This window comes from Acinetobacter pittii, assembly GCF_034064985.1.
In the GTDB taxonomy this organism is placed as follows: Bacteria; Pseudomonadota; Gammaproteobacteria; order Pseudomonadales; family Moraxellaceae; genus Acinetobacter; species Acinetobacter pittii_H.
This window is the reverse complement of the sequence record NZ_CP139249.1, coordinates 1,015,340-1,041,712: the sequence shown is the minus strand read 5'-3', so window position 1 is coordinate 1,041,712 and position 26,373 is coordinate 1,015,340. Positions and strand designations below refer to the sequence as shown.

Sequence of the window (26,373 nt, the reverse complement as noted above, 5' to 3'; positions counted from 1 at the left end):
TCCTGAGAGTTTACAAATATATTGAACAGCATGACCCAATCTTCACTTTCTCAGAACCTGAATGACACACCTCAACAACAAGATGTCATTGAAATTAAAACAGCTACGCGTTCTGTGGGAAGAAAAGCGACAATTACTAAAGAAGAACTTTTTCAGGCCGCTTTAAATCTGATTGGCCCACAAAAAAGTATTGCTTCATTGAGTTTACGTGAAGTAGCTCGAGAAGCAGGAATTGCGCCAAATAGCTTCTATCGTCATTTTAAAGATATTGATGAATTAGCTATTTCTTTAATTGACCGTGCAGGTATCGTTTTACGTAAAATTATCCGTCAGGCTCGCCTACGCGCTTCCTTGCAAGAAAGTATTATTCGTAGTTCGGTCGATATTTTTCTTCAACAGCTTGATGCCGACGAAGGCAATTTAAGTTTACTGCTCCGTGAAAGTTTTACAGGTTCAGCTTCTTATAAAGCTGCCGTAGACCGTCAACTCAATTTTTTTCAGCAAGAGTTGCAAGAAGATTTAATCCGTCTTGAGCGCTTAAATAACAATCACCTCTACCATCCAGACCTTGTCGCAAAAGCAATTACTCAACTTGTGTTTCACATGGGTGCAAAAGTCATTGATTTACCAATGAATCAACGTGCAGAAGTGGCTGAACAAACCATGATTATGATTCGGATGATTTTAGAAGGCGCACGTCATTTAGATGAAGCAAAAATTCGCTAAAATTATCTTATGGATGGCTTGTTAATTAACGGGCCATTTTTAAATCTAACTCCTCTATTTTCCAATAAAAATATAATTCACCAATTGAAGCTAATAGCTTGCCAGAGTATAAATAATCTTTCCGTTTGCGCTTTCTCCTATATTCCCAACGATCTCAGGGATCCACATGCAAAATTTGAATAATCGTCAAAGTCTGATTGCAAGCTACATTCTTATGGGCATCTTTTTGCTTTCGGTTATCCCCTTACATTTATTAGCAAGTTTTTTTGCAGGCTTTCTCATTTATGAAATTATTATTAGTTTAAGTTCAGTTGTAGAACGTTATATTGACGGCCAAAGAGCCCGTATTTTTATTAGTATTTTACTTAGTATTGTTACCATTTCGCTTATTGGTTTTTTTATTACCAGCCTGATTAGTTTTGTTGTACACGATCTAAAAGGTGTAGGTTTACATAGCATTAATGGCAAAGTTGACCAAACCCTACTCCATTTGCAGGCAGAGATCGGGAAATATCTTCCAGGCTATATTCCCGATAGCGTGACAGATCTAAAAGACGAAATCTTTGCTTTTATGAAAGATAACGTCACCACACTAAAAAATACCAGTTCCGATATTTTGCATAACTTCGTGACTATGGTCATGGGATTAATTATTGGTATTTTGGTGGCGATACATGGTTTTCATCGCCGTACACCTCAGCCTGTTTTTAAGTCACTGCTTATCCAACGTATTCAAAAACTATCAATTTCATTTAAAAATGTTGTTTTCGCACAAATAAAAATTTCAGCAATTAACACCCTGCTCTTTATCTTATTTGCCTTTATTTTATTGCCGCTTTGGGGAGTTCACCTCCCTTTTGCAAAAACCTTAACCATTTTGACCTTCATGTTTGGACTCATTCCAATTTTAGGTAATCTTATTTCCAATACTTTAACGTTCATTGCTGCTCTTACAATTTCCCTAGGACTAGCAGGTGCAGCATTACTTTATCTGGTTCTGGTTCATAAGCTTGAATATTTTATTAATGCTAAAATTATTGGGCATAAAATTAATGCCAATGCATGGGAAATTTTATTGGCAATGTTAGTGTTTGAGTCGATTTTTGGTTTAGGCGGTTTAATCGCAGCTCCAATTTTTTATGCTTATTTAAAGCTAGAATTAAAAGACGCTGGTCTTATCTAACTCAAAATCGATGTATAAAAAAAGCGCCCTCTCGGCGCTTTTTTTATTTTGGGTAAGTTACGGCTTAACCACAACTAACACTTGAATTGCTTCTGGTGTAACAGTTAAACCATCAAGTAAGCTCAAGCCTTCTTTTTGCAGTTTCTGTAAACGTTCAATTTCGTCTTGACGAATACTTGGGTTGAACTGTTTGAGATAAGTTAAACGGTCAATTTCATATTGCCATTTATTGCCATAATGTTCTTTTGCTTGTTGCTGAAGCTGCGGTAAATCAACTTTCGCAATTTCTAACGCTTGTTTATAGCGCTGCTCAATGATATCACGGCGAGCTTTAACTACTTGGCGGCAGCTATTGCCATCTAAATGATGTAAATATGGTTTTAAAATTGTCGGATCAATTTTTTCAGACAAATCCTGTCCATTTTCACTTAACAATACGCGAATAAGCTGCTTAGGTAAGCTCGATGGTAAGTTCAGTGATTTCGGGGCAACAACATCTACTTTAAACCAGACTTCAATTAAGACTGAACCCTGCTTTAAAGCATTAGATTTGAGTACAGCAACATTGGTACTACCAAATGATTGCGTACGGATCATTTCCATAACACTTTCAATGAATGGATGCTCTAAAGTTAAATATTGAGCATCTTCACGAAGCTGAGCTTGATCGCGATAGAACGTTGCGGTCATACCTTCTTCGTCTAAAGCCAAACCTTGCACTTGCATTTGGTCGGTTGGTTTAATAATCACCGTACCATTACTTTGCTCATCAAAGTCGATATTGGTTGATGACATGAAACGCTTCACAAACATTGGTAGCGTAGTATTGTCATCATAGTCTTCAAGGGCCTGAACAATTTCTTGTGCCACGATAGGGCGACATGAATTATATTCAAGTAAACGATCTCGACCAGCTTGAAGTTCAGCTTCTAAGGCTTGACGTTGAACGTTCACCTCTTCAAGCAAATCTTCAAATGTTTGACCTTGGTCTGCAAGTAAGCAGTCTTTTAATTCAACAATAAAATTCTCTTGCAGCGTTTGCGCTGTCGGAGAAATATTGCTGAAAATATTAAGTGCTTCGTTATACCAACGGAACATACGCTCTTGAGCTGTTCCCACAAGATATGGCACATGAATTTGGATACGGTTTTCTTGACCAATACGGTCTAGACGTCCGATACGTTGCTCTAAAACATCTGGGTTAGCTGGTAGATCAAATAAAATTAGATCACTGGCGAATTGGAAATTACGGCCTTCCGAACCAATTTCCGAACACAATAGAATCTGAGCGCCATAGCTTTCTTCGGCAAAATAAGCAGCTGCTTGGTCACGCTCTAGTAAGCTCATGCCCTCATGGAACATTGCGGTACGAATACCTGCATGCAAACGCAATACATTTTCTAAAGACTCAACCACTGGTCCACTACGCGCAATTAAAAGCACTTTTTTATGCTTAAGATCTTTGCGTAAAATTTCCATTAACCATGGTACACGCGGATCATTTTGCATCCATGAACCATCAATCTGTGCTTCTTCAGGCCACATTTGCTCACGCAGTTTGCCATCTTTTGACCAATCTTCTGGTGCTGGTAATGGTGCTGGCTGACAATCACGACCTGGGAAGCCCTGAATTGCTTCACGTGTATTACGGAATAAAATACGTCCAGTACCGTGACGGTCTAATAACTCGTGAATAGCTCTAAAGCGTTGATCAGGCTGGTCTTCAATGCTGTGACCTAACAAACCTTCTAAAGCAGATAAATGCTCTGGTGTTAGAGCTTGATCCGACATGAGCACTTCAGCAATTTTTGCAGTCTGCTGATATTGAGTCTCTTCATCTAAAAAGCGTTCTAAACTACTAAAACGCTGTGGATCAAGTAAACGTAAGCGAGCGAAATGGCTTTCTACGCCTAATTGTTCAGGTGTTGCAGTGAGTAATAACACCCCTGCTGTATTTTCAGCTAATTCTTCAATTAAATCGTAGCGATCATTACCGCCTTCTTCTTCGCTCCACATCAAATGATGTGCTTCATCGACTACGAGCAAATCAAAACCAGCTTCTATGGCTTGCTCACGCAAATCATCATGGTCAACCATTAAGTCAACGCTGGCAATAATGCATTGCTCAGTCAAGAACGGGTTAAGCTCTGGATCATGTTCTTTAATAGATGCAGTACGCGTTAAATCAAACAGAGAGAATTGCAAGTTAAAACGGCGACGCATTTCAATCATCCACTGATACTGAAGAGAATCAGGGACTAAAATCAGAATTCGTTCTGAACGACCAGTTTTAAGCTGTTGGTGGATAATTAAACCAGCTTCAATTGTTTTACCTAAACCAACTTCATCGGCAAGTAAAACACGAGGAGCAAAACGTTTACCAACTTCATGTGCGATATAAAGCTGATGAGGGATCAGGCCAACACGTGCACCGACCATTCCACGGAGAGGACTGGTCTGCATTTGTGCTTGCATGAGCATCGCTTCAATACGCAGGTCATACCACTCTTTATAGTCAACTTGACTTGCAAGCAAACGATCTAAAGGTTTAGATAATTGAATTTGCGCACCAATACGTGTTTCATTGAGTGCTTTACGCTCTTGCTCGCCATTTTCTAAAGTACGAACAACGTTGTAACGCAAAACGCCATGACGGTCTTCAACAGACTCAACGATCCACTTCTGGCCTTCTTGATCTTGAACTTCATCATTCGTATTGAAGATGATACGAGATAGTGGAGCATTATTACGTGCATATACACGTGTCTCATCACTTTTGGGGAATAAAATGCTGACAGATCTTTCATCTACATCAATAAGAACACCTAAACCGAGCTCAGTTTCTGTGTCTGATAGCCAACGTTGACCAATAGCATACTGCTGCAATTTTTCCACCTTTCTCTCAAGTTCGCACTACATATTGTACGATGCAAATTAGCTTATTTTTGCATCTTTTTATGTAGTCTTTAAAGCAAAATTTTGAAGCAAAAACCAATTAAATCGCTTTGCTACAAAAAATCACGCATTAAAATTTTTACATTAAAACGGTACAGGACAGTCAAAAGTTAATGTTTCTGCTGTGACAGGATGATTAAAACTTAACTGTTTGGCATGCAAACATAAACGCGGAACAAGTTGCTGCTCCGGTGTTGCATACAGCGTGTCACCTACAATTGGATGCCCAAGATATTGCATGTGTACACGGAGTTGATGAGATCGGCCCGTAATTGGTGTTAATTTGACACGAGTTACAGGCTGTCCCTGAATCTGAAAATGTTCTATGGCCTGCCAATGTGTTAAAGCAGGCTTGTTGTGAGAAGCGTCGACAATATGTAAAGGTGGTCGGCTTGGGTCATAGATGACAGGAATATCTACAGTCCCTTCACCCTCTAAATGACCTGCGACAAGCGCTTCATATATTTTTGAAGTCTGACGATCTTGAAATTGACGTGCAATCGCACTTTGACCACGTTTGGATAAACCAAATACTAAAATACCTGAAGTATCTCGGTCTAGACGGTGAATGAGCAAAGTTTTAGGTTCAATCGCAACCAACCTTGTCAAAACGCTATCATGTAAATCACCCTTACCAGGAACACTCAAGATGTCCGAAGGTTTATGAATCACCATAAAATCATCATCACGATAGATCAGATGTTCACTTAGAAAATCACTCAAAGTTGTATTCCCAAGGTAAGATGAAAAACAAGCGGGCAATAATAAAAAGCTTACGTCCGAATTACAATGCCGTTCGGGTAAATTAACAGCAGAATTTGCAAATATTATGGATCACTTGAGATCTATAGTCAGTCAAGGCTTCAATAACTGCATAATATGTTGCAATGTCGGTGTTTGCATTATCTCTTCAGCGCTTAAGCTCGCACCATTTGCACGCCATAGATCGACTAAATAATTCACAGCAGACTGATCTAGTCCGTAGTTTCTTAAATCAATTTCAGGATGGATCTCCATAGGATGTCGCCCTAACTGTTCAGCAATGGCCAATAAAATTCCTTTATCCGACAAGATATAGGAGGACGGCGCACTTAAAGACCATAAGCGTATTAGGCTCTGCGTATTTAAATGTTTTATATGGTCAAAACTGATCTTTTCAACCCATTGAATATGCTGCTCTAGATTAGCCGCCAAGATCGCATCATTTACAACACTGACCTGATCTGTAATCGATAAAACAAGCTGCATGACTTGTTTAAACAGAGGCGACAAATCACCTGCCATCATAACTTGGGCTTTAGTATTTGATGACAAACGCTGACCAAGCTCCAACATGGTTTGTTGAAGCTGAGATGTCTCAATAAAAATAATTGGAATTTCGAGTGATTGAGCGCGCTTACTTAACAATTCCAAATGGTTCGCCAATGGTTGCTCAGACCAATATGGTCGTAGTTTAAGCTCATTAAGCCCAACCAATAACAATATACTTTGCGCTGACTCAATTGACCAATTTGAAGTACTTGCGGCTAACTGGATTTTTCGAGGTAAGGGATAAAACATTGTTCTCTACAAACATAAAAATAGCTCAAATTAAAAAGCCCGTTTAACACGGGCTTTTTTGCTTACTTCATTTCAGCGAATGTTTCTTTTGCAGCCTGAATTGTATATTCGATATCTTCATCAGAATGTGCAGATGAAATAAAGCCTGCTTCAAATGCTGAAGGTGCCAAGTTTACCCCACGCTTTAACATGCCATGGAAGAACTTTTTGAAAGCTTCAATATCACATGCCAACATAGAGTCAAAGCTTGTAATATCTTCTTGGTCAGTAAAATACAGACCAAACATTGCGCCAGCTTGCTGAGTCTTAAATGGAATACCCGCTTCATCAGCTGCTGCTTGTAAGCCTGCCAGTAACTTTTCAAGTTGAGCAGATAATTTGCTGTAAAAGTCAGGTTGGCGTAAATGTTTAAACATCTCAATACCAGCACGCATAGCAAGTGGGTTACCAGATAATGTACCTGCTTGGTATACACCACCTAAAGGTGCGATGCATTCCATGATTTCACGCTTACCACCAAACGCACCAACTGGTAGGCCTGCACCAATAATTTTACCTAAAGTCGTTAAATCAGGTTTAACGTTATAAACCGATTGTGCGCCACCTAAAGCAACACGAAAGCCTGTCATCACTTCATCAATAATGAATACAGATTTATATTCATCACAAATATCGCGAATGGCTTGTAAGAAACCGTCAATTGGTTTCACCATATTCATGTTACCCGCGACAGGCTCAATAATAACACCCGCAATTTCATGACCAAATTTTACAAAGCATTCTTTTAATGCTGCAATATCGTTGTAAGGTAACGTTAAAGTATGTTTAGCAAAATCAACAGGCACACCTTTCGAAGTCGGTTCACCTTCACCTAAAGTCAGTAAACCTGAACCTGCTTTTACTAAAAGTGAGTCTGAGTGGCCGTGGTAACAACCTTCAAACTTCACAATTTTGTCACGGCCAGTGTAACCACGCGCTAAACGAATAGCGGTCATGGTCGCTTCTGTACCCGAGTTAGTCATACGCACCAATTCAATTGATGGCATGATTTCACAGATAATATCTGCCAGCGTTGTTTCGTGTACGGTTGGTGCACCAAAACTTAAGCCGTCTTCTGCTGCTGTTTGTACAGCCTTAATAATCTCTGGATGAGCATGACCTAAAATCATTGGTCCCCAAGAACCAACATAGTCAACATAACGCTTACCATCCACATCCCATAAATAAGCACCTTTTGCTTTCTCGATGAAAACCGGTGTTCCTCCAACGCCATTAAAGGCACGTACCGGAGAGTTCACACCACCTGGAATGTGTTTGCTGGCTTGTTTAAATAACTGTTCTTGCTTTGGAGATAAACTCATGGAAATGCTCGTCTTAAATATCTAAAAAATAATTTTGAAAGCTTAAGAAAATAATTGTGCCCACGCCTGTACACGGGCAGGAATTTCAGCAGTTGATCGACCTAATATATCACTAATGACTGCACACAGGTCAGCCCCTGCCTCAATCACAGGTTTTGAGTTTTCAACAGTTAAACCACCAATCGCACAAATTGGTACATCATATTGAGCTGCTGCCTGCTTAATTACTTCGATCCCCACATTACCTGCTTCAGGTTTTGTAGAAGTCGCATAGACCGCACCAAATGCAATATAAGTCGCGCCATCTGTAATTGCTTTTTGGGCAAGTTCTAATGAATTTAAGCAAGTACGGCCAATAATGACACCTTCTGGTAACTGCGATTTTGCATCGGTGATTTCACCATCGCTTTGACCTAAATGCACACTTAAACCAAACTGAGCAGCCAGTTTTAGGTCATCATTAATGACAAAAGGAACCTGATATTTTTCACATAATTGTTTGATCTGTTCAACTTCAGCAGGCTGGTCGGCTTTGTCAACTTTTTTACGGCGGTACTGTAAAATTGCGATTTGACGGGTTGCGAGTGCGGTGTCTAATTTTTCTAATAATAATTGGATTGGGTCATCATTGGTAATGAGGTATAAACCGCGCATACTCTACTCTCGCTTTAAAAAACTTCGCTAGTATAACGGATTTATAAGTCATCATAAGTACCGATTGATATAGGCTTACCAGTACCAATCGGTATATTTAGAATAGATATAAAAATTAGCTCGGAATTTTATCAAACTTACGGTCAACCAAACTCAAACGGCCACGTGCAACATCAGACAACATTCGCCAATCAGAAATAAAGCTATAGAAAGGTTGTTTAAAACTGGCAGGCTTATTTTTTTCAAACACAAAATGTCCAACCCAAGCATTTGCATAACCCGCTACCAAACCATAGAGCACATATTTGGCTTGCTTCTTACGGACTGCTTTTGAAAAAAAGTATAGACCAATGCTACTGCCCACCACGTGTAAGCGTCTGCTCATGATGTTACGGTGTTCAGTTAAATAAAAACGATAAAATTCCTGATAGTTTTTAATCGGCAATTCAAACTCTGGCTGAGCTTCATGGCTAAAGTTTACTGGTGCATTCACGATCATCTTCCTGATTTTTATTTGATCAAAACGTCACCTGATTGTACACCTAAATAAAAGTGTAGCGTCATATGTTTGATTGTAACTTTCTCTATCAAAATCATTATTTTTAACGCTAAGCTATTATACTTATTCAAGATAGTCTAAATACCTGATTCAGGGAGATATATTATGGTCGAAGTCGAACTAAAGTTTCAGTTACCTGAATCGAAGAAAAAAACTGTCCAGCAATATTTAAAAAAACACAAAGCAAAGAACATTCACTTACAGGCAAAGTATTACGATACTCCTGATCGATTACTCGCAAAAAATGGTATGGCCTTACGTCTGCGTAAAGAAGATGATCAATGGGTACAAACATTTAAAGCCGCAGGTCAAAGCCATCTCCACCGTGTTGAAGAAGAAATTCATTTAGGTAAGTATGAGCAAGAACCTGACTTAAACCTTGAGTTGTATCAAGATAATAAAGTCATAATTGATTTAATTAATACAGCTCTAGGTAAAGAAGCTGAAAAGTTAAGTTTGCAATTTGAGACGGATGTACAGCGTACTTATCATGTATTTGAAGCAGACAATACAGTTATTGAAGTCTGTCTCGATGACGGTGTCGTAAAAACAGCAGATGCACAAAGTGTAATTTGTGAAGTTGAGTTCGAACTTAAACAAGGTGCAGTTAAAACACTTATTCAATTTGCTCAACAATGGATTAATCGTTACTCACTTTGGCTCGATGTAAGAAGTAAAGCTGAGCGTGGTAATTTATTGGCATTAGGGCAAGCTGCCTCACCTGCTGTTCATGCTAAAGCTCTGTCATTAAATAAAGATATTACTGCTGAGCAGGCTTTAAAAAAGATTGTTGAAAACTGTTTAGGACAATTTTTACCAAATATGGCTGTCATTGCTGATGGAGTTGCCGAAGCTGAGCATATCCATCAGGCACGTGTGAGTTTGCGCCGTTTACGTAGTGCACTGAAGCATTTTTCTGGCTGGTCAAGCGAGCTAAATCCTGTTTGGGAAGAAAAAATTGCCGAACTTTTCCGTAAGCTTGGCGACACTCGTGATGAAGATGCTATTCGCACCGAGGTGTTACCTGTCATTCAAAAACATGGTTCACCTGAGCTTTTACTACCCGTTTCAGTTCAGCCCTCAAAAGAACTCTCAATACTCTTTACCTCTGCGGACACAATTAAGCTATTACTCGATTTATTAGCATTTGCTTATTCAGAAGAAGATTCAGACAGCAAAACAGGTGGATTAAAAAAACACATTAAAAAGAGTTTAGATAAGTTACATCATAAAGTGATTAATAATGCTGAATACTTCTCTGAGCTTGAAGTGACTGAACAACACAAAATAAGAAAGCAAGCTAAGCAGTTACGTTATTGTGTTGAGTTTATTTCGAGTCTTTATCCAAATAAAAAAGTACAGCAATATTTAAAACAGCTACAACCTGTGCAAAATACCCTAGGTCAATATAACGATTTGTTTATTGCAGAAGGTATTTTTAACAATGTGATTGAACAAGATCCGTCTTTTTGGTTTGCTCTAGGCTGGGTAAAAGCCAAACAGCCTCACCTACAAAAGCGCTCAGCAAAAGCTTTACAAACTTTTAGTCAGGCTGAAACTTTCTGGTAATTTATATAAAGTCGCTGTAAACGTGCAGCGACTTTTTAACGGTATTTACCAAATACTTTCCATACGCCGTTATCTGCTAACGGATCACTATAGCTATCGCTGCGCTGCTTTCTTGGTTTATCACGAGCATCGACCAGTTTAAAATGCGGCTCAACCCCTAGCACAATCCCATTGGTATAAAACCGTGAACGTGTATATTCGCTTTGTCCATGCTGGAATACATAGGTTCTTAAATCGATGAATTCACGGTGAGCAACCAGAGCCGCGGTATCATCACTTTGCAACCATTCTTGCATCGTAAATATTTGATCTGTTTCAAACTGCCCGCATTTTTCAATCAGACTCGCAACACCGCGGAAAGTTTTAGATTCTTTTGCGCGTGTTTTATTAATGCGAATTCGGTCTACGTGAAAAAAGAATAGCGGTAAATTTAAATGACTTGGTAAATGAATAGCATCTGGTAATTCATCTTCCATAAATGGCTGAAAAAGTTCTTGTGCCCTTTCAATTAGACCTTGCCATTGGAGATAATAATTTTCGACTTCTTCTTGCAAGCCATAATAAATCGGCAGTCCTTCAACATGCTCTAAATATTGAGGTGGGAAAACATGCTGGCGTAATAAAGCAATATCTGTCTTTAAACTTTGAATAGCAATTGCATCTTGCATATTAGTCTCTCCTACCAATACTTAGGCTATTTACAGACTAAGTCAAAGGTTTTGTTTCCGCAAGCGTTTGCCTATAATAAGCAGCTCTATTTTTGCGGGAATAAGTCATGTCTCAAAAGATTAATGCAACAGATATTACTGAAGAAGAAGCGTTAAATGCTGTTTTCTTTGAGCGTGCGGATGAATTTATTAAACAGGCTAATGATTTTTGTCGCCCGCCAAAAGATAAAAAAGTTGATCCGGCTGAGCTACGTGGTCAAGTGAGTGCTGCAATGTTATTTGCTACTGCCCGTTTCAATACATGGGTAGCAGCAAATAACTTTAAAGATGGTAATGAAATGCGTGATGCGAAAGATCAGGTTATGTCTTACCTTCTTCAGCAATTTCAGATGATGCTTGAAGATAACTTCGATGAATATTGTGAACAATTCGAAAATTATTTACGTTTCCGTAAAAATGAAGATTTTCACGCGCATAAACATGATCATTAATATAATTTAAAGATCCAAATAAAAAGCCACAATTCAGTGGCTTTTTATTTGCGGTAAGATTTTATTTTTTTGCTGCCTGACCATATTGATCAGCCATCACTTCGACCAAATGTTCAGGTTTAATATACTTCTTAATTACTCTGTTAACGTCAGCAACAGTCAATTTAGTTAACTCTTGATCATGACGAATTCGGTCTTGCAATGTTTTGTTTGTTTCAAGCTGTAGATTTAACATGCCATGAATATTACGCTCATCTTCTAATGCCGTAACTCGTTTCTTCATAATATCTGCTTTAGCAGCTTCAAGCTCTTGCTCAGTTACCCCATTTTTAACCAAGTCATTTAACACTTTGTGTATTGATGCAGACACTTGTGCTGAGCGACCCGAAGTATAATTTGCACTAATACTCAAAGCTCCTACATTCGTGTCACGATCAAGTTGCAGCCCACTCCCAAAACCATAGACTAGCGCATTTTTCTCACGAAGCTCTTGAGCCAAACGTGATGAAATTTGAGATTCCCCTAAAATATAGTTCATCAAAATGAGAGCAGATGCATCTGGATGGTTTTTCCCAACTGGAATTGAAAGCACACTTTGGTAGCTACCAAATTCACGCTGCTCAGATAAAACATGAACTTGTTGTGCTGGAAAATCTACGTGATCAATCAAGATTTTTTGATATGGCTGTTTACCGTTCCAATGACCAAATTCCTGATTCAGTAATTTCTGCATCTTTTTCGCATCAAATTCGCCTGTAATGGCAATTTGAGCATGGTTCATTGCAAAGAAACGCTCATATAACTCTTTCACTTGCTCTTGAGTTGCGTTTTTCAACTGCTGTTTTGCCAGTTCAGGTTCGAAGTGATAACGCAAATCACCTGGTTGATATTCTTCAAGTAAACGTGAAAGTGTTAAACCCGCCACCACATCTGGCTCGGTATAAGGACGATCTAGGCTTGATAAGCTTTGCGATTTAATTAAATCAAATTGAGATTGTTCAAATTTCGGATTTTTCATCACATCAAGAACAAACTTGAAAAACTCATCAAATTTTTCTGATTTAGACTGAATATTAATGGTCATGCCATTGCCGTCAGCACTTGCGTAAGCCGCGCCGCCTGCATCAATTGATTTATCGGCAATATCTTGCAAACTGTATTTATCAGAACCACGGAGCAATAAGTATGAGGTTAGATCAACTACTGTACCTTTATTAAATAAAGATTTTTCTGTTCCGAAGTCCATCGTAATTGTTGCATAAGTACGATCATCGCGTGTTTCAACTGGGAATAAAGCATACTTCATTCCATTTTTCAGTTTTCCACGGATGATCTTTTTCTCATTGCTTTCAACATATTGCTTAGAAGTTTTTAAAAACTCAGCAACTTCTTGTTGATATACCTTAGGATCTTTTAAAGGCTCGGCCTTTGCTTCGACCTGATCTAGAGTTTTAGGTGTCTCTTTTGAATTTTGCTGTTGCGCTTTTTTCTGGTCTTCAGATGTTGGCAAAATATCGCCATCAATACGATGATCAGCCACAAGGAACTGTTTTAAAGTTTGATTCACATCATCTAGCTTAACTTTTTCTACAGAATCTAAATCTTTAAAATATTGATCCCATTGCCCGCCAGCGACGGTGTAATCACTTAAACGTGACCCCAGTGCTACCGCATCTTTCGTGATTAGATCACCTTGAGTTTTCATTAAACTTTTAACACGATTTAATTCAACTTCAGCAAATGGCTTCCCTTTTTCAATGCCTGCTAACAAAGAACTTTCAACTTTTTTAGGGTCATTACTTGGTGAATAAATGGCGCCTAGAAACACCACATTAAAATCTTGGTCTAACCAAGTACTAGCTTCAACATTTGTGGTAATACCTGTTTCCACCATATTTTGGTATAGGTGACCACTTGGCTGCATGGTATATAACAAAGGGGCTAAAGCGAGTGTTGGCTGAATTTTTGTATTTTTACCATTCATATAGATATGGAATTTAGCCAGATCACTGCCCTTTTTCACCATAAACTGACGATTTTTTATTTTTGTAGAGTCAAGCACAGGAATCTGTACAGGCTTTGGAACCTCTCGTGCCGCAATAGGACTAAAATATTGATCAATTGTTTTTAAGACATCCGTCTTATCAAACTTACCTGAAATCACCATAACCGCATTATTGGGTGCATACCAGCTACGATAGAACTGGTTCAATTCAGGCATCTTAATAGATTTAAGCTCAGGCAAATCACCAATCGGTAAACGTCCTAAATATTGATTACCGTAGGCTGACTTCCACATTTGATCCATCAGCACAGCAAAAGGCTGATCCATGCGGACTTCGCGTTCACGCTTTACAATTTCAATCTCGGAAGGAACAAACTTTTCTTGAAGAACTAATTTATCCATACGCTCAGATTCAAGATACAGTACCTGATCAAGCGCGGTTTTTTCTGGACGAACGATATTGGTATATTTTGTTGAATAATAATCAGTGCTGGCGTTTGTCATCAATGTATATTGATCTAAACGACGCTGGAATTCTTCCCCTTTAACATTTTGTGTCCCCTTAAAAGCCAAGTGCTCAAGCAAATGAGCTAAGCCACTTTTACCTTGCGGGTCATTTAATGAACCTGTTAAATAAATGGTATTAATAAAGATTTTATTTTCTTTGTCATTCGGTGCAAGCACAATCCGAAAACCATTATCTAATTTATATTCCTCAATATTTTGCTTACTTTTTACTAGTGTAGTTTGTGCCCAAGACGCAGCACTTAAACCAAGAATACATAGGGAGAGTGTCAGTTGTTTAAACTGCATAAACATATAAATACCAATTAATTTGAATAATAAAAAATCAATAGTTGTGGGACTATAGTAGGAAATTTGAACTAACTTTCATAGTAAAGTTTTGAAAAAAAAGCCGTTTATTTAAACGGCCTTATATTTTAAGGAAAAATTTCAGCTTGCATATAAAGCTTCCCATACCCTGAAACTTCAATACGTTCCTGATTCAGGACATTGCAATATAAAACGCCTCCACGGCTAGAAGCCTGATAAGCAATAATATTATTTTTAGTGAGTTTCTCTGCCCATAATGGCGCTATTGCCGTATGAATTGAACCCGTAACTGGATCTTCCTCAATGCCCGCGACAGGTGCAAAATAACGCGATACACAATCATATTGTTGATCGGCTTTTGAGGTGATTGCAACATCCATCCCTGCAGTGGTAATCGCAGTCCGTTTATCTAAGGCTTTAAGTAAGTTCATGTCAGGCTGCTCATCTAACACGTCTTGCACTGATTCATATTCAACAATGTAAGCTTGAACATTTTGATAAACCGCTTTAAAAGGTTTTGTTAAAGCTTGACGTAAAACAGCCGGATAATCTTCGACTTGATGAGCTTTGCGAATTGGAAAATTCATTCTGATTTTGTCATCTTCATCTTGATGAACGATAAAAAGACCTAAGTTTCGAACATGAAAATTAATGGTCTTTTTATCAGTAAAATCTTTAAATATTACAAAAGCACTAGCAAGAGTGGCATGACCACAAAAATCGGCTTCAACCGTTGGCGTAAACCAACGTATTTCATAATTTTCAGCGTCTATGATTTTTACAAAAGCAGTTTCAGACAAATTATTTTCAAGTGCTATCTTCTGCATTAAATCTGCATCTAGCCACTCTTTTTCAACAATCACAGCCGCAGGATTGCCGCGAAACAACTCTTTTGTAAAAGCATCGACTTGATACATTTTCATGATAGTGCTCTCTTTTGTAATAGGTCCATTTTCGAAAATTATTTAAAAGAAAAACAGATACAGTTTTTTAAAAATTAACATCACAGGGGTAATTTAAGCATATAAAAAAACGGCTCATCCAGAATAGAGAGCCGTTTTTTTATTGATTTTTAATGATGTTGAGTTAACTCAATTTCATCTTCATTGTTTAATATTTCTTTATCAGTCTGCCCCATCAATTGGCTCGTAACAACCCCAGCAGTCATTGAACCATTTACGTTTAATGCAGTACGTCCCATATCAATGAGTGGTTCAATTGAAATAAGAAGTGCAACCAAAGTTACAGGTAAACCCATGGCAGGAAGCACAATCAGTGCAGCGAAAGTCGCACCACCACCTACTCCTGCAACCCCAATTGAACTTAAGGTCACAATACCGACTAACGATGCAATCCACATTGGGTCTAAGGTGTTAATACCCATTGTAGGTGCAACCATTACCGCGAGCATTGCAGGATACAAACCCGCACAGCCATTTTGACCAATGGTGGCACCAAAAGAAGCAGAGAAACTCGCAATAGATTCAGGAATACCTAAACGACGAGTTTGGGTTTCAATGCTCAGTGGAATACTTGCAGCGCTTGAACGACTGGTAAATGCAAACGTCAAAACAGGAGCAACTTTTTTGAAGAATTTAAGTGGAGAAACACCTGTCAGGGTCAAGATAATGGCATGCACAACAAACATGATGGCTAAACCTAAATAAGATGCCACCAAGAAACCACCAAGGTTTAAAATATCTGCGACGTTTGAACTTGCCACAACTTTTGTCATAAGCGCAAATACACCATATGGCGTAAGTGTCATCACGAGACGAACAAGCTTCATTACCCAAGACTGCAACGTCTGAATTGCAGTCAGAATACGTTGGCCTTTCTCTGCATCATCTTTCATTAAGTTAAGCGCTGCTATCCCTAAAAAGACAGCAAAAATAACCACACTAATAATTGAAGTTGGGTTTGCACCAGTTAATTCAGCAAATGGATTACTTGGAATAAAGGAAAGAATAAATTGCGGTACACTTAAATCGGTAACTTTGCCTACATAATCTGTATTAATGGCAGTTAAGCGTGCAGTTTCAGCCGCACCTTGCACTAAACCTTTTGCCGTTAAGCCAAATAGGTTAGTAACAAATACACCTACCAGTGCAGCAATCAGCGTTGTAAAGAGTAAAGTGCCGATTGTATAAAAACTGATTTTGCCTAAAGATGAGGCTTGATGTAATTTTGCAACCGCTCCCAAAATAGACACAAATACCAAAGGCATAACAACCATTTGTAAAAGTTTTACATAGCCGTTTCCAACGATATTAAACCAGCTAATAGATTCAGCAAGAATCGGATGGCCACCGCCATAAATCAAATGTAGTCCTAAACCAAACACTACACCTAGAACTAAGCCAGCCAAAACTTTTTTTGATAAGCTCCAGTCTGTTTTACGTGTTTGGGCGAGTAAAAATATTAACCCGACAAAAACCACAATATTGATGATTAAGGGTATATTCATTCCCAAACTCCAAATTATTGCTTGTGTCATCTTTCAAGGGGGCATATTTGACCATAGCCGGCCTATATAAACTACCCTTTTCCACAATTTTATAGCATCAAGATGCTTACAAACCTGCGTGAGAATATAAAATGACTTTTAAATACATATATATCACTTTTAATTTATAAATTACGTAAGATATTTATGTATAAAAATCAGCCTCTACTTAAGCAACCTTTAATTCAAATTGTTGCTCAATAAAACGAATAAACTGCTTTAAATTGGTTCCCCAGGTTTCTGGTAACTGAGCAACCAAGTAGGTAGTAAAAAAAGCAGATTCCGTATTTAATCCAAAACAATTGACTGAAACTTTATCTGCAACTTTTGTGAGATATGACTTCGGTAATAAGGCGAAACCAACACCCAACTCCACACAACTCACGATTCCGTCAAGACTTCCCATTTCCATGATTTGTGAAGGCGGAACACTAAAATCATTCAAGAAAAGCTCTATGGCATGTCGATATGAGCAACCCTGCCGAAATGCAATAAATCTGGTCTTTGCAAGAGTTGCCTTGTCTGGAAAGCTCACTTGTTGCTTTGGACAAACCAAAACCAGCTCTTCGTGCCACACAGGTAAACTATATAACTCTGGAATCACATATTTAGAAGCAACGAAAGCACAATCGACCTCTCCTTGCTGCACAGCGCTTAGTAAATATCGTGTCGGGTGGGTTTGTAACTCAATCGGTAAATTTGGATATTGCTGCATACATTGATTGAGTAATTGAGGTAGACGTATTGCTGCTGTCGTTTCCATACTGCCCAAACGAATGGTTTCATTCGGATCAATATCACCCTCTTGAAAGATTTTTTTAGCTTTATTATGTAGCGCAATCATTTGAACAGCATAACTATGCAGCTGTTGTCCGGCATTCGTTAAGGTCACTGGGTTATTACGATTGAATAAAATAACCCCCAACTCTTCTTCAAGTTTTTTTATATGGCTCGTGATATTCGATTGAACCGTATACGTTTTTTGTGCAGCTAATGAGAAACTTCCACTTTCTGCAACCGCTAAAAAAAACTCTAGAGACTTAAGTAACATACCACTATCTCAAAACAAGATAATCACAATCATATTAAATCATTTTTAATGATTGATAAACTCGTTTTTAATAATAAAAAAATTGAGCGTCTTCTCATGTCTACTTTTTATCGAATGAGCTCAGTTGTCTTTTTGGCAACTTGTTTGGGAATTGGTGTTTTTAGATTTTCCTATACTGCGCTCATGCCCATCATGATCGAGCAGTATCACTGGACTCACGATTTTGCCAGTTTCTTAGGCAGTGCAAATTTATTGGGATATCTCATTGGTGCCTTATTAGCGCTCTTAAGTATTAAAGAAAAGTACATCCCACCCATGATTGTATTGTCGGCTATAGCGGGGAGCCTTAGCCTACTCTGCTGTTCATTCATGGATATGCCTCTGGTGTGGTTCATTGTCTGGCGTACGATTTCAGGTATTGCTGGCGGCTTACTTATGATTTTGGCGCCTAGCTTTGCAATGAAATACATTCCCACCACGCAAAGATTAAAAGTTAACTTTTTAGGATTTAGCGGGATTGGTGTCGGCGTTTTATCCGCCACTATTATTATTCCTTTACTTAAAAATATGCCCATACATTATGTTTGGAATATTTTCGCGGGTCTTTCTCTATTAGGAAGCTTAACTCTTTATCGATTATTAAGTCGTAATACTGCCCAGATTATTAAGCCGCAATCGACCACTATACAAGCCTTACAAAAATCACGTTTAGGCCTTGTCATTATTATTGCCTATATGTGTAGTGCCTTTGCCTATATTCCACATTCTTTGTTTTGGATGGATTATTTATCTGGAACTCTGCATTTCCCCCTACAGCAAAGAAATCTATTTTGGGTTCTCTATGGAGCGGGAAGCTGTATTGGTGCACTTGTCGCTTATTGCTTAAGCCGACTAATCGGTTATCTACAGGCCATTAAATGGTTATATACCATTTACTGCTTAGCCGTTGTTTTGCCTTTCCTTTCACATACCGCTTCTTTACTAGCCTTATCTTCACTTCTGACAGGCTTACTGACTCCCGCAACCGTATTTATTAGTTCTTATAGTTTGCTACAGATTTATGAGCAACGTTATCAAAAGCTCTGGAGCCTTGCCACCCTTGGGTTTGCTAGTACCCAACTTTTAGGTGGTGTTGTCATTAGTACTTTGCATCATTTGCATTGGTCTCATGCCCAACTCTTTCTTTTAGGTGGAATCGTTCTTCTCTTTGCAGTTTGCCTTTTACTGCCTGTACGCCCTTCTTTCACCTCAACTCTCGGAGAAACCAAATCATGAAAACTCTGCTCTTTCCTTTATTTCTAGTTGCTTTCGTTCTTATTATTCAAGCCCTAGACCAAAGTTATCAAAAGAAAACTGGTTTTATTAAAACTCCGAAGCATTCCGAATTTATGCAATAAAAAAAGCCCTCAACCGAGGGCTTTTTAATAGAAGATTACTCTCCCATATGTTTGATAATGGCATCACCAAATTCAGAACAACGTAACAAGGTTGCACCCGGCATTAGTCGCTCAAAATCATAAGTTACAGTTTTGGCAGCAATCGCCCCAGAAATTCCTTTAATGATCAGATCAGCAGCCTCTGTCCAACCCATATCACGCAGCATCATTTCCGCAGAAAGAATAATAGAACCAGGATTTACTTTATCCTGACCTGCATATTTAGGTGCGGTGCCATGAGTCGCTTCATACACTGCAATTGCACCACCAATATTTGCACCCGGTGCAATACCAATACCGCCTACTTCTGCTGCTAAAGCATCAGAAATATAATCACCGTTTAAATTTAGAGTAGCAATAACCGAGTAATCGGCTGGACGCATCAGGATCTGTTGTAAAAACGCATCTGCAATGACATCTTTGATAATGATGTCTTTACCAGTTCTAGGGTTTTTAATTTTAACCCATGGACCACCATCAATCAGTTCTCCACCGAAACGATCCAGAGCCAACTCATAGCCCCACTCTTTAAATGCGCCTTCGGTGTATTTCATAATATTACCCTTGTGAACCAGCGTCACAGAAGGTTTGTCATTTTCAATTGCGAACTGAATGGCTTTACGGACTAAACGCTGTGTTCCTTCTTTTGAAACTGGTTTAATTCCAATACCACATCCTTCAGGGAAACGAATTTTTGTGACACCCATTTCTTCTTGAAGGAATTTAATCACTTTTTTGGCTTCTTCAGAATCAGCTTTCCATTCAATACCGGCATAGATATCTTCCGAATTTTCTCGAAAAATCACCATATCAGTTAATTCTGGGTGTTGAACGGGTGATGGAACGCCTTCAAACCAACGCACTGGACGTACGCAAACATATAGATCTAATTCTTGGCGCAAAGCAACGTTGAGTGAACGAATGCCTCCACCTACTGGTGTGGTTAAAGGACCTTTGATTGATACAACAAATTCGCGAAGTGCTTCAAAAGTTTCTTCAGGCATATAGTTGCCATAAATTTTATTGGCTTTTTCGCCGCAATACACTTCCATCCATTCGATTGAGCGTTTGCCACCGTAAGCTTTTAAAATAGCAGCATCTACGACTGCTTTCATGGTTGGTGTAATATCTACACCAATACCATCACCCTCAATGAAAGGAATAATTGGATGATTTGGTACGTTCAGTGATAGGTCTGCATTTACTTTGATTTTGTCGCCATCGGCAGGAACCACGATCTTCTGATAACCCATTGTGTAGATTCTCCCTTTTATAATACTTAAATAACTAAAAATAATTATCGATAAACAATACTTTCAACTTTTATTAACGCATAATAGCTTAATCGAATTTAATTCTTTTTGAGATTTATGTGAGAAATAAGCAAATTTCGCACTTAAATATAGCTCAATGTTTTCTCTAGTTATTTGAAAGAAGAAGCCATTTTTTATGAAAATTGTGATTCTCAACAAGCCTTATGACGTTCTCTCCCAGTTTCGTAAAGACGAAGCACATATGACCGTCTCTGACTTTGTTGATGACCCGACTTTGCGCTTAGCAGGCCGTCTTGATATGGACTCTGAGGGTTTAGTTTTTTTAACCGATCATGGTGGTCTGAATCAGTTCATTACCAACCCTGCAAATAAAAAATACAAAACGTATTTAGTTCAAGTTGATGGCGATGTAACCGAAGAAGCGCTTGAGCAACTTCGTAAAGGTGTAGAACTGAATGATGGTATGACGCTTCCTGCCAAAGCCATTAAAGTCAGTGAACCTGAATGGTTATGGGAACGTAATCCGCCAGTACGTTTTCGTGCAAATATTCCAACATCTTGGATCGAGATTTCAATTTGCGAAGGCCGTAACCGTCAAGTTCGTCGTATGACTTCTGCGGTAGGTTTTCCAACTTTACGTTTAATTCGTACTAAAATTGGCTCAATTGACTTAGTGCAACTTGGCTTAAAACCAGGTGATGTTAAAGAAATTGAACCATTACTCTACCCTGACTTTAAAGATGTGCCAGCTGAACAGCCTTATCGCTCACGTTCATATGTGAAAAAACCAGGCGGTACAGGGGGCAAGCCAATGGTTCGCAAAAATAAAGATGGTTCTGCGAAAAAGTCTGGTACGAAACGTATTTGGCAAATGGATGAAAGCGAGAAACCACGTCGTAAGACCAATGGTACAACTCGTCCAAATACTAAAGCACCACGTGGTCGTGGCCGCAATGGTCGATAAGATTTAATCTTTTATAAGCTCACATCAGTGGGCTTTTTTAATGTCTTTTATTTTAGGCAATAAAAAACCGGTGCATATGCACCGGCTCTTAAGCTATTTACTAACGTGTTAGTAATTAAGCCTCAACTGTTGCAAGAGCTGCATTAAATGTAGCACTTGGACGCATTACAGCATTTACTTTAGTTGGGTCGATAGCGTAGTAACCACCGATGTCCGCTGGTTTACCTTGTACTTGAGCAAGTTCAGCAACAATCTTCTCTTCATTTTCAGCTAAAGCTTTAGCAAGAGGAGCAAATTTAGCTTTCAACTCAGCATCTTCGTTCTGAGCAGCAAGCGCTTCAGCCCAGTAAAGTGACAAGTAGAAGTGGCTGCCACGGTTGTCGATTTCACCAGTACGACGTGATGGAGACTTGTCATTGTCAAGCAATTTACCAGTCGCTTCATCAAGTGTCTTCGCAAGTAACTTAGCACGAGCATTATTTTCTTTAATGCCCATTTCTTCTAAAGATACTGCAAGCGCAAGGAACTCACCAAGTGAATCCCAACGTAAGTGGTTTTCTTCAACAAGTTGTTGTACGTGTTTAGGAGCTGAACCACCAGCACCAGTTTCGTACATACCACCGCCCGCCATAAGCGGAACGATAGACAACATTTTTGCAGAAGTACCAAGTTCCATAATTGGGAACAAGTCAGTTAAGTAGTCACGTAAGATGTTACCAGTCACAGAAATCGTGTCTAGGCCACGTACGACGCGCTCAAGTGTGTAACGCATTGCACGTACTTGAGACATAATTTGGATATCAAGACCAGTCGTGTCATGATCTTTTAAGTACTTTTGTACTTTCTTGATCAATTCATTTTCGTGTGGACGGTACGGGTCAAGCCAGAAGATTGCAGGCATGCCAGAGTTACGTGCACGAGTTACTGCAAGTTTAACCCAGTCACGAATCGGAGCATCTTTAACCTGACACATACGCCAGATATCGCCTTCTTCAACATTTTGAGTCAATAACACTTCACCAGTGTCAAGATCAGTAATATTTGCAATACCAGCTTCTGAAATCTCAAAAGTCTTATCGTGAGAACCGTATTCTTCAGCTTTTTGAGCCATCAAACCAACGTTTGGTACTGTACCCATAGTCTTCGGATCGAAGTTACCATGCCATTTACAAAAGTTGATCATTTCTTGGTAAATACGGGCAAATGTTGATTCTGGCATAACAGCTTTAGCATCGTATTGCTTACCATCAGCACCCCACATTTTACCACCGGCACGGATCATTGCTGGCATAGAAGCATCAACGATGATGTCGTTTGGTGAGTGGAAGTTTGTGATGCCTTTTGCCGAGTCAACCATTGCAAGTGCAGGACGGTGTTCTTGACAAGCATGTAAGTCTTCAATGATTTCTTCACGTAATGAAGTAGGAAGAGTTTCGATTTTCTCGTATAACCCAGCCATACCGTTATTTACGTTAATGCCTAACTCGTCAAATAACTTACCGTGTTTTTCGAAAGCTTCTTTGTAATAGATTTTCACACAGTGACCGAAAACGATCGGGTGTGAAACTTTCATCATTGTCGCTTTTACGTGTAAAGAGAATAAAATTCCCGCTTCTTTACAATCATCAAGTTCTTTTTCATAGAAATCACAAAGTGCTTTCTTGCTCATGAACATTGAATCAATGATTTCACCTTCTTGAAGCGCAACTTTTGGCTTAAGAACAATGCTCTTACCACTATTCGTGATAAGTTCCATTTTTACATTACGTGCGCGATCAAGTGTCATTGATTTTTCACCATGGTAGAAGTCACCTTCTTCCATATGTGAAACGTGAGTTTGTGACCACTGTTTCCACTCGCTCATTGAATGAGGGTGTTTTTTCGCGTAGTTTTTAACTGCTGCAGGAGCACGGCGGTCAGAGTTGCCTTCACGAAGGACAGGGTTTACTGCTGAACCAAGGCACTTACCATAACGAGCTTTGATTAATTTTTCTTCTTCAGTCGTCGGATTTTCCGGATAATCAGGAATTGCGTAACCTTTAGATTGAAGCTCTTTGATACATGCAGTTAATTGCGCAACAGACGCACTAATGTTCGGGAGTTTGATAATGTTTGTATCTGGATCTTGTGTAAGACGACCTAACTCTGCAAGGTTGTCAGATACCTTTTGCTCTTCACTTAGGTAATCAGCGAATTCTGCGAGCACACGTGCAGCTACAGAGATGTCACTTTTAATAATCTCGATGCCAGCTGGCTTGGTAAAGGTCTCAATGATCGGCAGTAGCGAATAGGTCGCCAATAATGGCGCCTCATCAGTCAGTGTGTAAATAATAGTTGACTTTTCACCAGCCATATATAGCCCCTTCCGTTTGATTGAGTGTTGAGGACCGAGCTTGTGGCCCAGTGCCTACGAACCGATATGCTTAAATAAAACCCTGAGAGTATCGGCTCTCATTGTCTTCCAGTCAACGAAATATCCAGTGATAACGACATTTCGTAGTGAAATAATACATAATTCAAATCTATTGATAATATTCTTATACCTAACTTAAGGTAATACATATAGCTTTATCCACCTTCTAGGTATAGAACAGTCTTAAATTACATGAGATATCTTTCAGAGTTCTGACAATTATTATACTTTTCATTCAAAACAAACTCAAAGATAAAACGGATTTCATCTTTTAGTAGCACTTAAAAATAAAAAACCGATGTACAAAACATCGGTTTTTTATAAACGATTTAACTATTATTTAAGCTTTTAACCATTTTTCAGTTTTAGCCTGATCTTCAATGACAAGTTCAACTTCAGTTAAATCAGATGTAGAACATTCAACTTCAAAAGATAGTAACTCATCACGGCGGAAAGCAAAGACAGTATAAGTACCACCCTGCTTTGCATACTTCTCAACAAGTTTAGTGGTCGCTTTTAAACCATCAATTGCAATAATTACATCATTGGCAGAAATACCCGCTTTAGCTGCTGCGCTATCACGGCGAGCACTTTGCACGAGTATGCCTTCTGGCTTATCAACAAGTTTCAAACCCAGTGGCAAAGATTTGTCAGTTTTAACTCTATAACTTAAACCAAACTCAGGGAACAATTGATCAAGTGGTAACTCATCAGTGGTATTAATCAAATGATTAATTTGTTCAATCCAGTTATCACCCGTCAGTTCCTTACATAAATCAAAAATGGTTCTTTCATTTACTTGAATACCATTTTGAGTATTTTCATATAACTGACGCATTAAAGCATCAAGACTAGAACCACGTAGACGTAAACCTAAATCCAGACATAACGCAACTAACGAACCTTTATTGTAGTAACTGGTGCCCGCATTATTTGAGTTTTCATCTTGACGATAAAATTTAATCCACGCGTCAAAACTTGACTCTGCAACTGTTTGAACAAAGCGACCTGGGTTTTGCAAGTAACGGTCAATTTGTGCTTTAAGTAGATCCAAATAAGATTTCTGAGAAATTACACCGCTACGTAATAAAATCAAGTCATCGTAATATGAAGTAAAACCCTCAAATATCCACAATAAAGACGTGTAGCCTTCTTGATGCAAATTATAGTTTGCAAAGTTTTCTGGACGGATAAACTTGACTAACCATGAATGAAAATATTCATGACTACATAAGCCTAAAAAACGTTGATAGTCTTTAGAAGGTTCAGTTGGTTCATTCAACTTTGGCAAATCATCACGCGGTGTAATCAAGCTTGTGCTATTACAATGCTCTAATCCACCATAACTATTACCTGTTGCCATGGTCATAAAGGTATAGTATTTAAATGGTGCTGAACCAAACATATTTATTTCAGCTGCACAAATCTTTTCAATATCGGCTTTTAGGCGATCAATATTGGTATTGTGCGAACCAGAAATTACGAACTCATGTTCAATGCCATTGGTTTCAAAGCTAAAGCGTGTTTGGTCAGCTAATTCAAATGGGCTATCAATCAGTTGATCATAATGATCTGCTTTTAAAGTAAATCGACCTTTAACTAAACTTTTTGAAGCTAAGCCTGTTGCTAACTGAAAATGCTTTAATTCATCCGGCAAGAAAACTTCAACTTCACATGCAGATTGCTCTTGCCCTTCTAAAGCCAAACATACACATGCTGGATTAATATATAGACGAGTCTGGTCGACATACGCACCACGTACCGACAAATCATATGCATATACATCATATTCAATCGTCATTAATTCGTGGTCTGTATTAAATAAACGCCAGCGATTCTTGCTCGTTTTTTTAATGTCCAGCAGACGTCCAGCTTCATCATAAGCTTTAACGGATTCAATATGTTTTGAGAACTCTCGAATTAGATAACTACCCGGAATCCACGTTGGTAACCAAAGTTCCTGATTCGGGTTGGCTAAAAAACGAATTGTCACGTGAACAAGGTGTTGTTTGTAATCATCGAACTCAATTTGATAATGCAACATAAATTCTTCAATTTAAAATAAGAACGGCTTCACATTAGATTATCACTTTTTTGTATCGTCTTGCGTAGATGTATTTTTTGGCAACAATTCCCACTAGCCTTCCACGAAAAAAAGGCATAG

General features: G+C 38.7%; 21 protein-coding genes. 7 read left to right on the top strand and 14 right to left on the bottom strand.

The window, feature by feature from the left end; genetic code table 11:
* Window positions 1–30: 30 nt before the first annotated feature.
* Both fabR and SOI76_RS04915 read left to right on the top strand, forming a co-directional pair.
* Window positions 31–726, top strand: a complete 696-nt coding sequence (gene fabR, locus SOI76_RS04920) for an HTH-type transcriptional repressor FabR (RefSeq protein ID WP_032053128.1) — start codon at window positions 31–33, stop codon at window positions 724–726.
* A gap of 166 nt (window positions 727–892) precedes the next feature.
* Window positions 893–1,909, top strand: coding sequence for an AI-2E family transporter (locus SOI76_RS04915; RefSeq protein WP_104079122.1), 1,017 nt, complete (start codon window positions 893–895; stop codon window positions 1,907–1,909).
* Between the two features lie 57 nt (window positions 1,910–1,966).
* On the opposite strand, the gene rapA is transcribed toward SOI76_RS04915, so the two are convergent.
* From rapA to SOI76_RS04885, 6 genes are all read right to left on the bottom strand, one after another.
* Window positions 1,967–4,804: an RNA polymerase-associated protein RapA gene (gene rapA / locus SOI76_RS04910; RefSeq protein WP_005073250.1), complete on the bottom strand. Its 2,838-nt coding sequence runs from the start codon at window positions 4,802–4,804 to the stop codon at window positions 1,967–1,969.
* A 144-nt stretch (window positions 4,805–4,948) separates the two neighbouring features.
* Window positions 4,949–5,587 (bottom strand): RluA family pseudouridine synthase, encoded by a 639-nt coding sequence (rluA, locus tag SOI76_RS04905; protein ID WP_005307342.1) that lies wholly within the window; start codon window positions 5,585–5,587, stop codon window positions 4,949–4,951.
* A 132-nt stretch (window positions 5,588–5,719) separates the two neighbouring features.
* Complete coding sequence (locus tag SOI76_RS04900) at window positions 5,720–6,424, bottom strand: phosphopantetheine-binding protein (protein ID WP_104079123.1); 705 nt, start codon at window positions 6,422–6,424, stop codon at window positions 5,720–5,722.
* A gap of 62 nt (window positions 6,425–6,486) precedes the next feature.
* Window positions 6,487–7,785: a glutamate-1-semialdehyde 2,1-aminomutase gene (gene hemL / locus SOI76_RS04895; RefSeq protein ID WP_032053121.1), complete on the bottom strand. Its 1,299-nt coding sequence runs from the start codon at window positions 7,783–7,785 to the stop codon at window positions 6,487–6,489.
* 42 nt (window positions 7,786–7,827) lie between these two features.
* Window positions 7,828–8,439, bottom strand: a complete 612-nt coding sequence (thiE, locus tag SOI76_RS04890; RefSeq protein WP_104079124.1) for a thiamine phosphate synthase — start codon at window positions 8,437–8,439, stop codon at window positions 7,828–7,830.
* 115 nt (window positions 8,440–8,554) lie between these two features.
* Window positions 8,555–8,938, bottom strand: a complete 384-nt coding sequence (locus tag SOI76_RS04885) for a DUF962 domain-containing protein (protein ID WP_079284098.1) — start codon at window positions 8,936–8,938, stop codon at window positions 8,555–8,557.
* Between the two features lie 165 nt (window positions 8,939–9,103).
* Between SOI76_RS04885 and ygiF the strand changes: the two genes are divergently transcribed.
* Entirely contained in the window at window positions 9,104–10,567 is a 1,464-nt protein-coding gene (gene ygiF, locus SOI76_RS18680) for a CYTH and CHAD domain-containing protein (RefSeq protein ID WP_104079125.1), read from the top strand.
* Between the two features lie 35 nt (window positions 10,568–10,602).
* Here the strand turns inward: ygiF and SOI76_RS04865 are convergent, their stop codons facing one another.
* Complete coding sequence (locus SOI76_RS04865; RefSeq protein WP_104079126.1) at window positions 10,603–11,235, bottom strand: hypothetical protein; 633 nt, start codon at window positions 11,233–11,235, stop codon at window positions 10,603–10,605.
* 107 nt (window positions 11,236–11,342) lie between these two features.
* Between SOI76_RS04865 and SOI76_RS04860 the strand changes: the two genes are divergently transcribed.
* Complete coding sequence (locus SOI76_RS04860) at window positions 11,343–11,726, top strand: DUF3144 domain-containing protein (RefSeq protein WP_002118682.1); 384 nt, start codon at window positions 11,343–11,345, stop codon at window positions 11,724–11,726.
* Window positions 11,727–11,787: 61 nt separating this feature from the next.
* Here the strand turns inward: SOI76_RS04860 and SOI76_RS04855 are convergent, their stop codons facing one another.
* The 4 genes from SOI76_RS04855 to oxyR form a co-directional block, all read right to left on the bottom strand.
* Entirely contained in the window at window positions 11,788–14,550 is a 2,763-nt protein-coding gene (locus SOI76_RS04855; RefSeq protein WP_104079127.1) for a M16 family metallopeptidase, read from the bottom strand.
* A gap of 122 nt (window positions 14,551–14,672) precedes the next feature.
* Entirely contained in the window at window positions 14,673–15,488 is an 816-nt protein-coding gene (locus SOI76_RS04850) for a PhzF family phenazine biosynthesis protein (protein WP_104079128.1), read from the bottom strand.
* A 149-nt stretch (window positions 15,489–15,637) separates the two neighbouring features.
* Window positions 15,638–17,032, bottom strand: a complete 1,395-nt coding sequence (ydjN, locus tag SOI76_RS04845) for an L-cystine transporter (protein WP_057074356.1) — start codon at window positions 17,030–17,032, stop codon at window positions 15,638–15,640.
* 208 nt (window positions 17,033–17,240) lie between these two features.
* Window positions 17,241–18,122, bottom strand: a complete 882-nt coding sequence (gene oxyR, locus SOI76_RS04840) for a LysR family transcriptional regulator (protein ID WP_104079129.1) — start codon at window positions 18,120–18,122, stop codon at window positions 17,241–17,243.
* A 96-nt stretch (window positions 18,123–18,218) separates the two neighbouring features.
* Here oxyR and SOI76_RS04835 point away from each other — a divergent pair, with 96 nt between their 5' ends.
* Window positions 18,219–19,397 (top strand): YbfB/YjiJ family MFS transporter, encoded by a 1,179-nt coding sequence (locus tag SOI76_RS04835; RefSeq protein ID WP_250621798.1) that lies wholly within the window; start codon window positions 18,219–18,221, stop codon window positions 19,395–19,397.
* Window positions 19,394–19,519, top strand: coding sequence for a hypothetical protein (locus SOI76_RS04830; RefSeq protein WP_104079130.1), 126 nt, complete (start codon window positions 19,394–19,396; stop codon window positions 19,517–19,519). The genes SOI76_RS04835 and SOI76_RS04830 overlap by 4 nt, the downstream gene beginning before the upstream one ends.
* 35 nt (window positions 19,520–19,554) lie before the next feature.
* On the opposite strand, the gene icd is transcribed toward SOI76_RS04830, so the two are convergent.
* Entirely contained in the window at window positions 19,555–20,811 is a 1,257-nt protein-coding gene (gene icd / locus SOI76_RS04825) for an NADP-dependent isocitrate dehydrogenase (protein WP_005067916.1), read from the bottom strand.
* Window positions 20,812–21,007: 196 nt separating this feature from the next.
* On the opposite strand from icd, the gene rluE reads away from it, so the two are divergent.
* The gene (rluE, locus tag SOI76_RS04820) at window positions 21,008–21,796 is read left to right on the top strand and encodes an rRNA large subunit pseudouridine synthase E (protein WP_104079131.1); all 789 of its coding nucleotides are present in this window, start codon (window positions 21,008–21,010) and stop codon (window positions 21,794–21,796) included.
* A gap of 115 nt (window positions 21,797–21,911) precedes the next feature.
* On the opposite strand, the gene SOI76_RS04815 is transcribed toward rluE, so the two are convergent.
* Window positions 21,912–24,149, bottom strand: a complete 2,238-nt coding sequence (locus SOI76_RS04815) for an NADP-dependent isocitrate dehydrogenase (RefSeq protein WP_104079132.1) — start codon at window positions 24,147–24,149, stop codon at window positions 21,912–21,914.
* A gap of 400 nt (window positions 24,150–24,549) precedes the next feature.
* Window positions 24,550–26,253, bottom strand: coding sequence for a M61 family metallopeptidase (locus tag SOI76_RS04810; RefSeq protein WP_104079133.1), 1,704 nt, complete (start codon window positions 26,251–26,253; stop codon window positions 24,550–24,552).
* Between the last annotated feature and the right edge of the window lie 120 nt (window positions 26,254–26,373).

Excerpts from the sequence above, each read along its gene's own strand:
- oxyR (WP_104079129.1), bottom strand. The coding sequence starts at position 18,122 with ATGTTACTTAAGTCTCTAGAGTTTTTTTTAGCGGTTGCAGAAAGTGGA.
- SOI76_RS04835 (WP_250621798.1), top strand. The coding sequence starts at position 18,219 with ATGTCTACTTTTTATCGAATGAGCTCAGTTGTCTTTTTGGCAACTTGT.
- SOI76_RS04885 (WP_079284098.1), bottom strand. The coding sequence starts at position 8,938 with ATGATCGTGAATGCACCAGTAAACTTTAGCCATGAAGCTCAGCCAGAG.
- SOI76_RS04855 (WP_104079127.1), bottom strand. The coding sequence starts at position 14,550 with ATGTTTATGCAGTTTAAACAACTGACACTCTCCCTATGTATTCTTGGT.
- ygiF (WP_104079125.1), top strand. The coding sequence starts at position 9,104 with ATGGTCGAAGTCGAACTAAAGTTTCAGTTACCTGAATCGAAGAAAAAA.
- thiE (WP_104079124.1), bottom strand. The coding sequence starts at position 8,439 with ATGCGCGGTTTATACCTCATTACCAATGATGACCCAATCCAATTATTA.
- rluE (WP_104079131.1), top strand. The coding sequence starts at position 21,008 with ATGAAAATTGTGATTCTCAACAAGCCTTATGACGTTCTCTCCCAGTTT.
- SOI76_RS04830 (WP_104079130.1), top strand. The coding sequence starts at position 19,394 with ATGAAAACTCTGCTCTTTCCTTTATTTCTAGTTGCTTTCGTTCTTATT.
- SOI76_RS04850 (WP_104079128.1), bottom strand. The coding sequence starts at position 15,488 with ATGAAAATGTATCAAGTCGATGCTTTTACAAAAGAGTTGTTTCGCGGC.
- fabR (WP_032053128.1), top strand. The coding sequence starts at position 31 with ATGACCCAATCTTCACTTTCTCAGAACCTGAATGACACACCTCAACAA.
- SOI76_RS04810 (WP_104079133.1), bottom strand. The coding sequence starts at position 26,253 with ATGTTGCATTATCAAATTGAGTTCGATGATTACAAACAACACCTTGTT.
- SOI76_RS04865 (WP_104079126.1), bottom strand. The coding sequence starts at position 11,235 with ATGCAAGATGCAATTGCTATTCAAAGTTTAAAGACAGATATTGCTTTA.
- hemL (WP_032053121.1), bottom strand. The coding sequence starts at position 7,785 with ATGAGTTTATCTCCAAAGCAAGAACAGTTATTTAAACAAGCCAGCAAA.
- SOI76_RS04900 (WP_104079123.1), bottom strand. The coding sequence starts at position 6,424 with ATGTTTTATCCCTTACCTCGAAAAATCCAGTTAGCCGCAAGTACTTCA.
- SOI76_RS04815 (WP_104079132.1), bottom strand. The coding sequence starts at position 24,149 with ATGGCTGGTGAAAAGTCAACTATTATTTACACACTGACTGATGAGGCG.
- SOI76_RS04860 (WP_002118682.1), top strand. The coding sequence starts at position 11,343 with ATGTCTCAAAAGATTAATGCAACAGATATTACTGAAGAAGAAGCGTTA.
- ydjN (WP_057074356.1), bottom strand. The coding sequence starts at position 17,032 with ATGAATATACCCTTAATCATCAATATTGTGGTTTTTGTCGGGTTAATA.
- SOI76_RS04915 (WP_104079122.1), top strand. The coding sequence starts at position 893 with ATGCAAAATTTGAATAATCGTCAAAGTCTGATTGCAAGCTACATTCTT.
- icd (WP_005067916.1), bottom strand. The coding sequence starts at position 20,811 with ATGGGTTATCAGAAGATCGTGGTTCCTGCCGATGGCGACAAAATCAAA.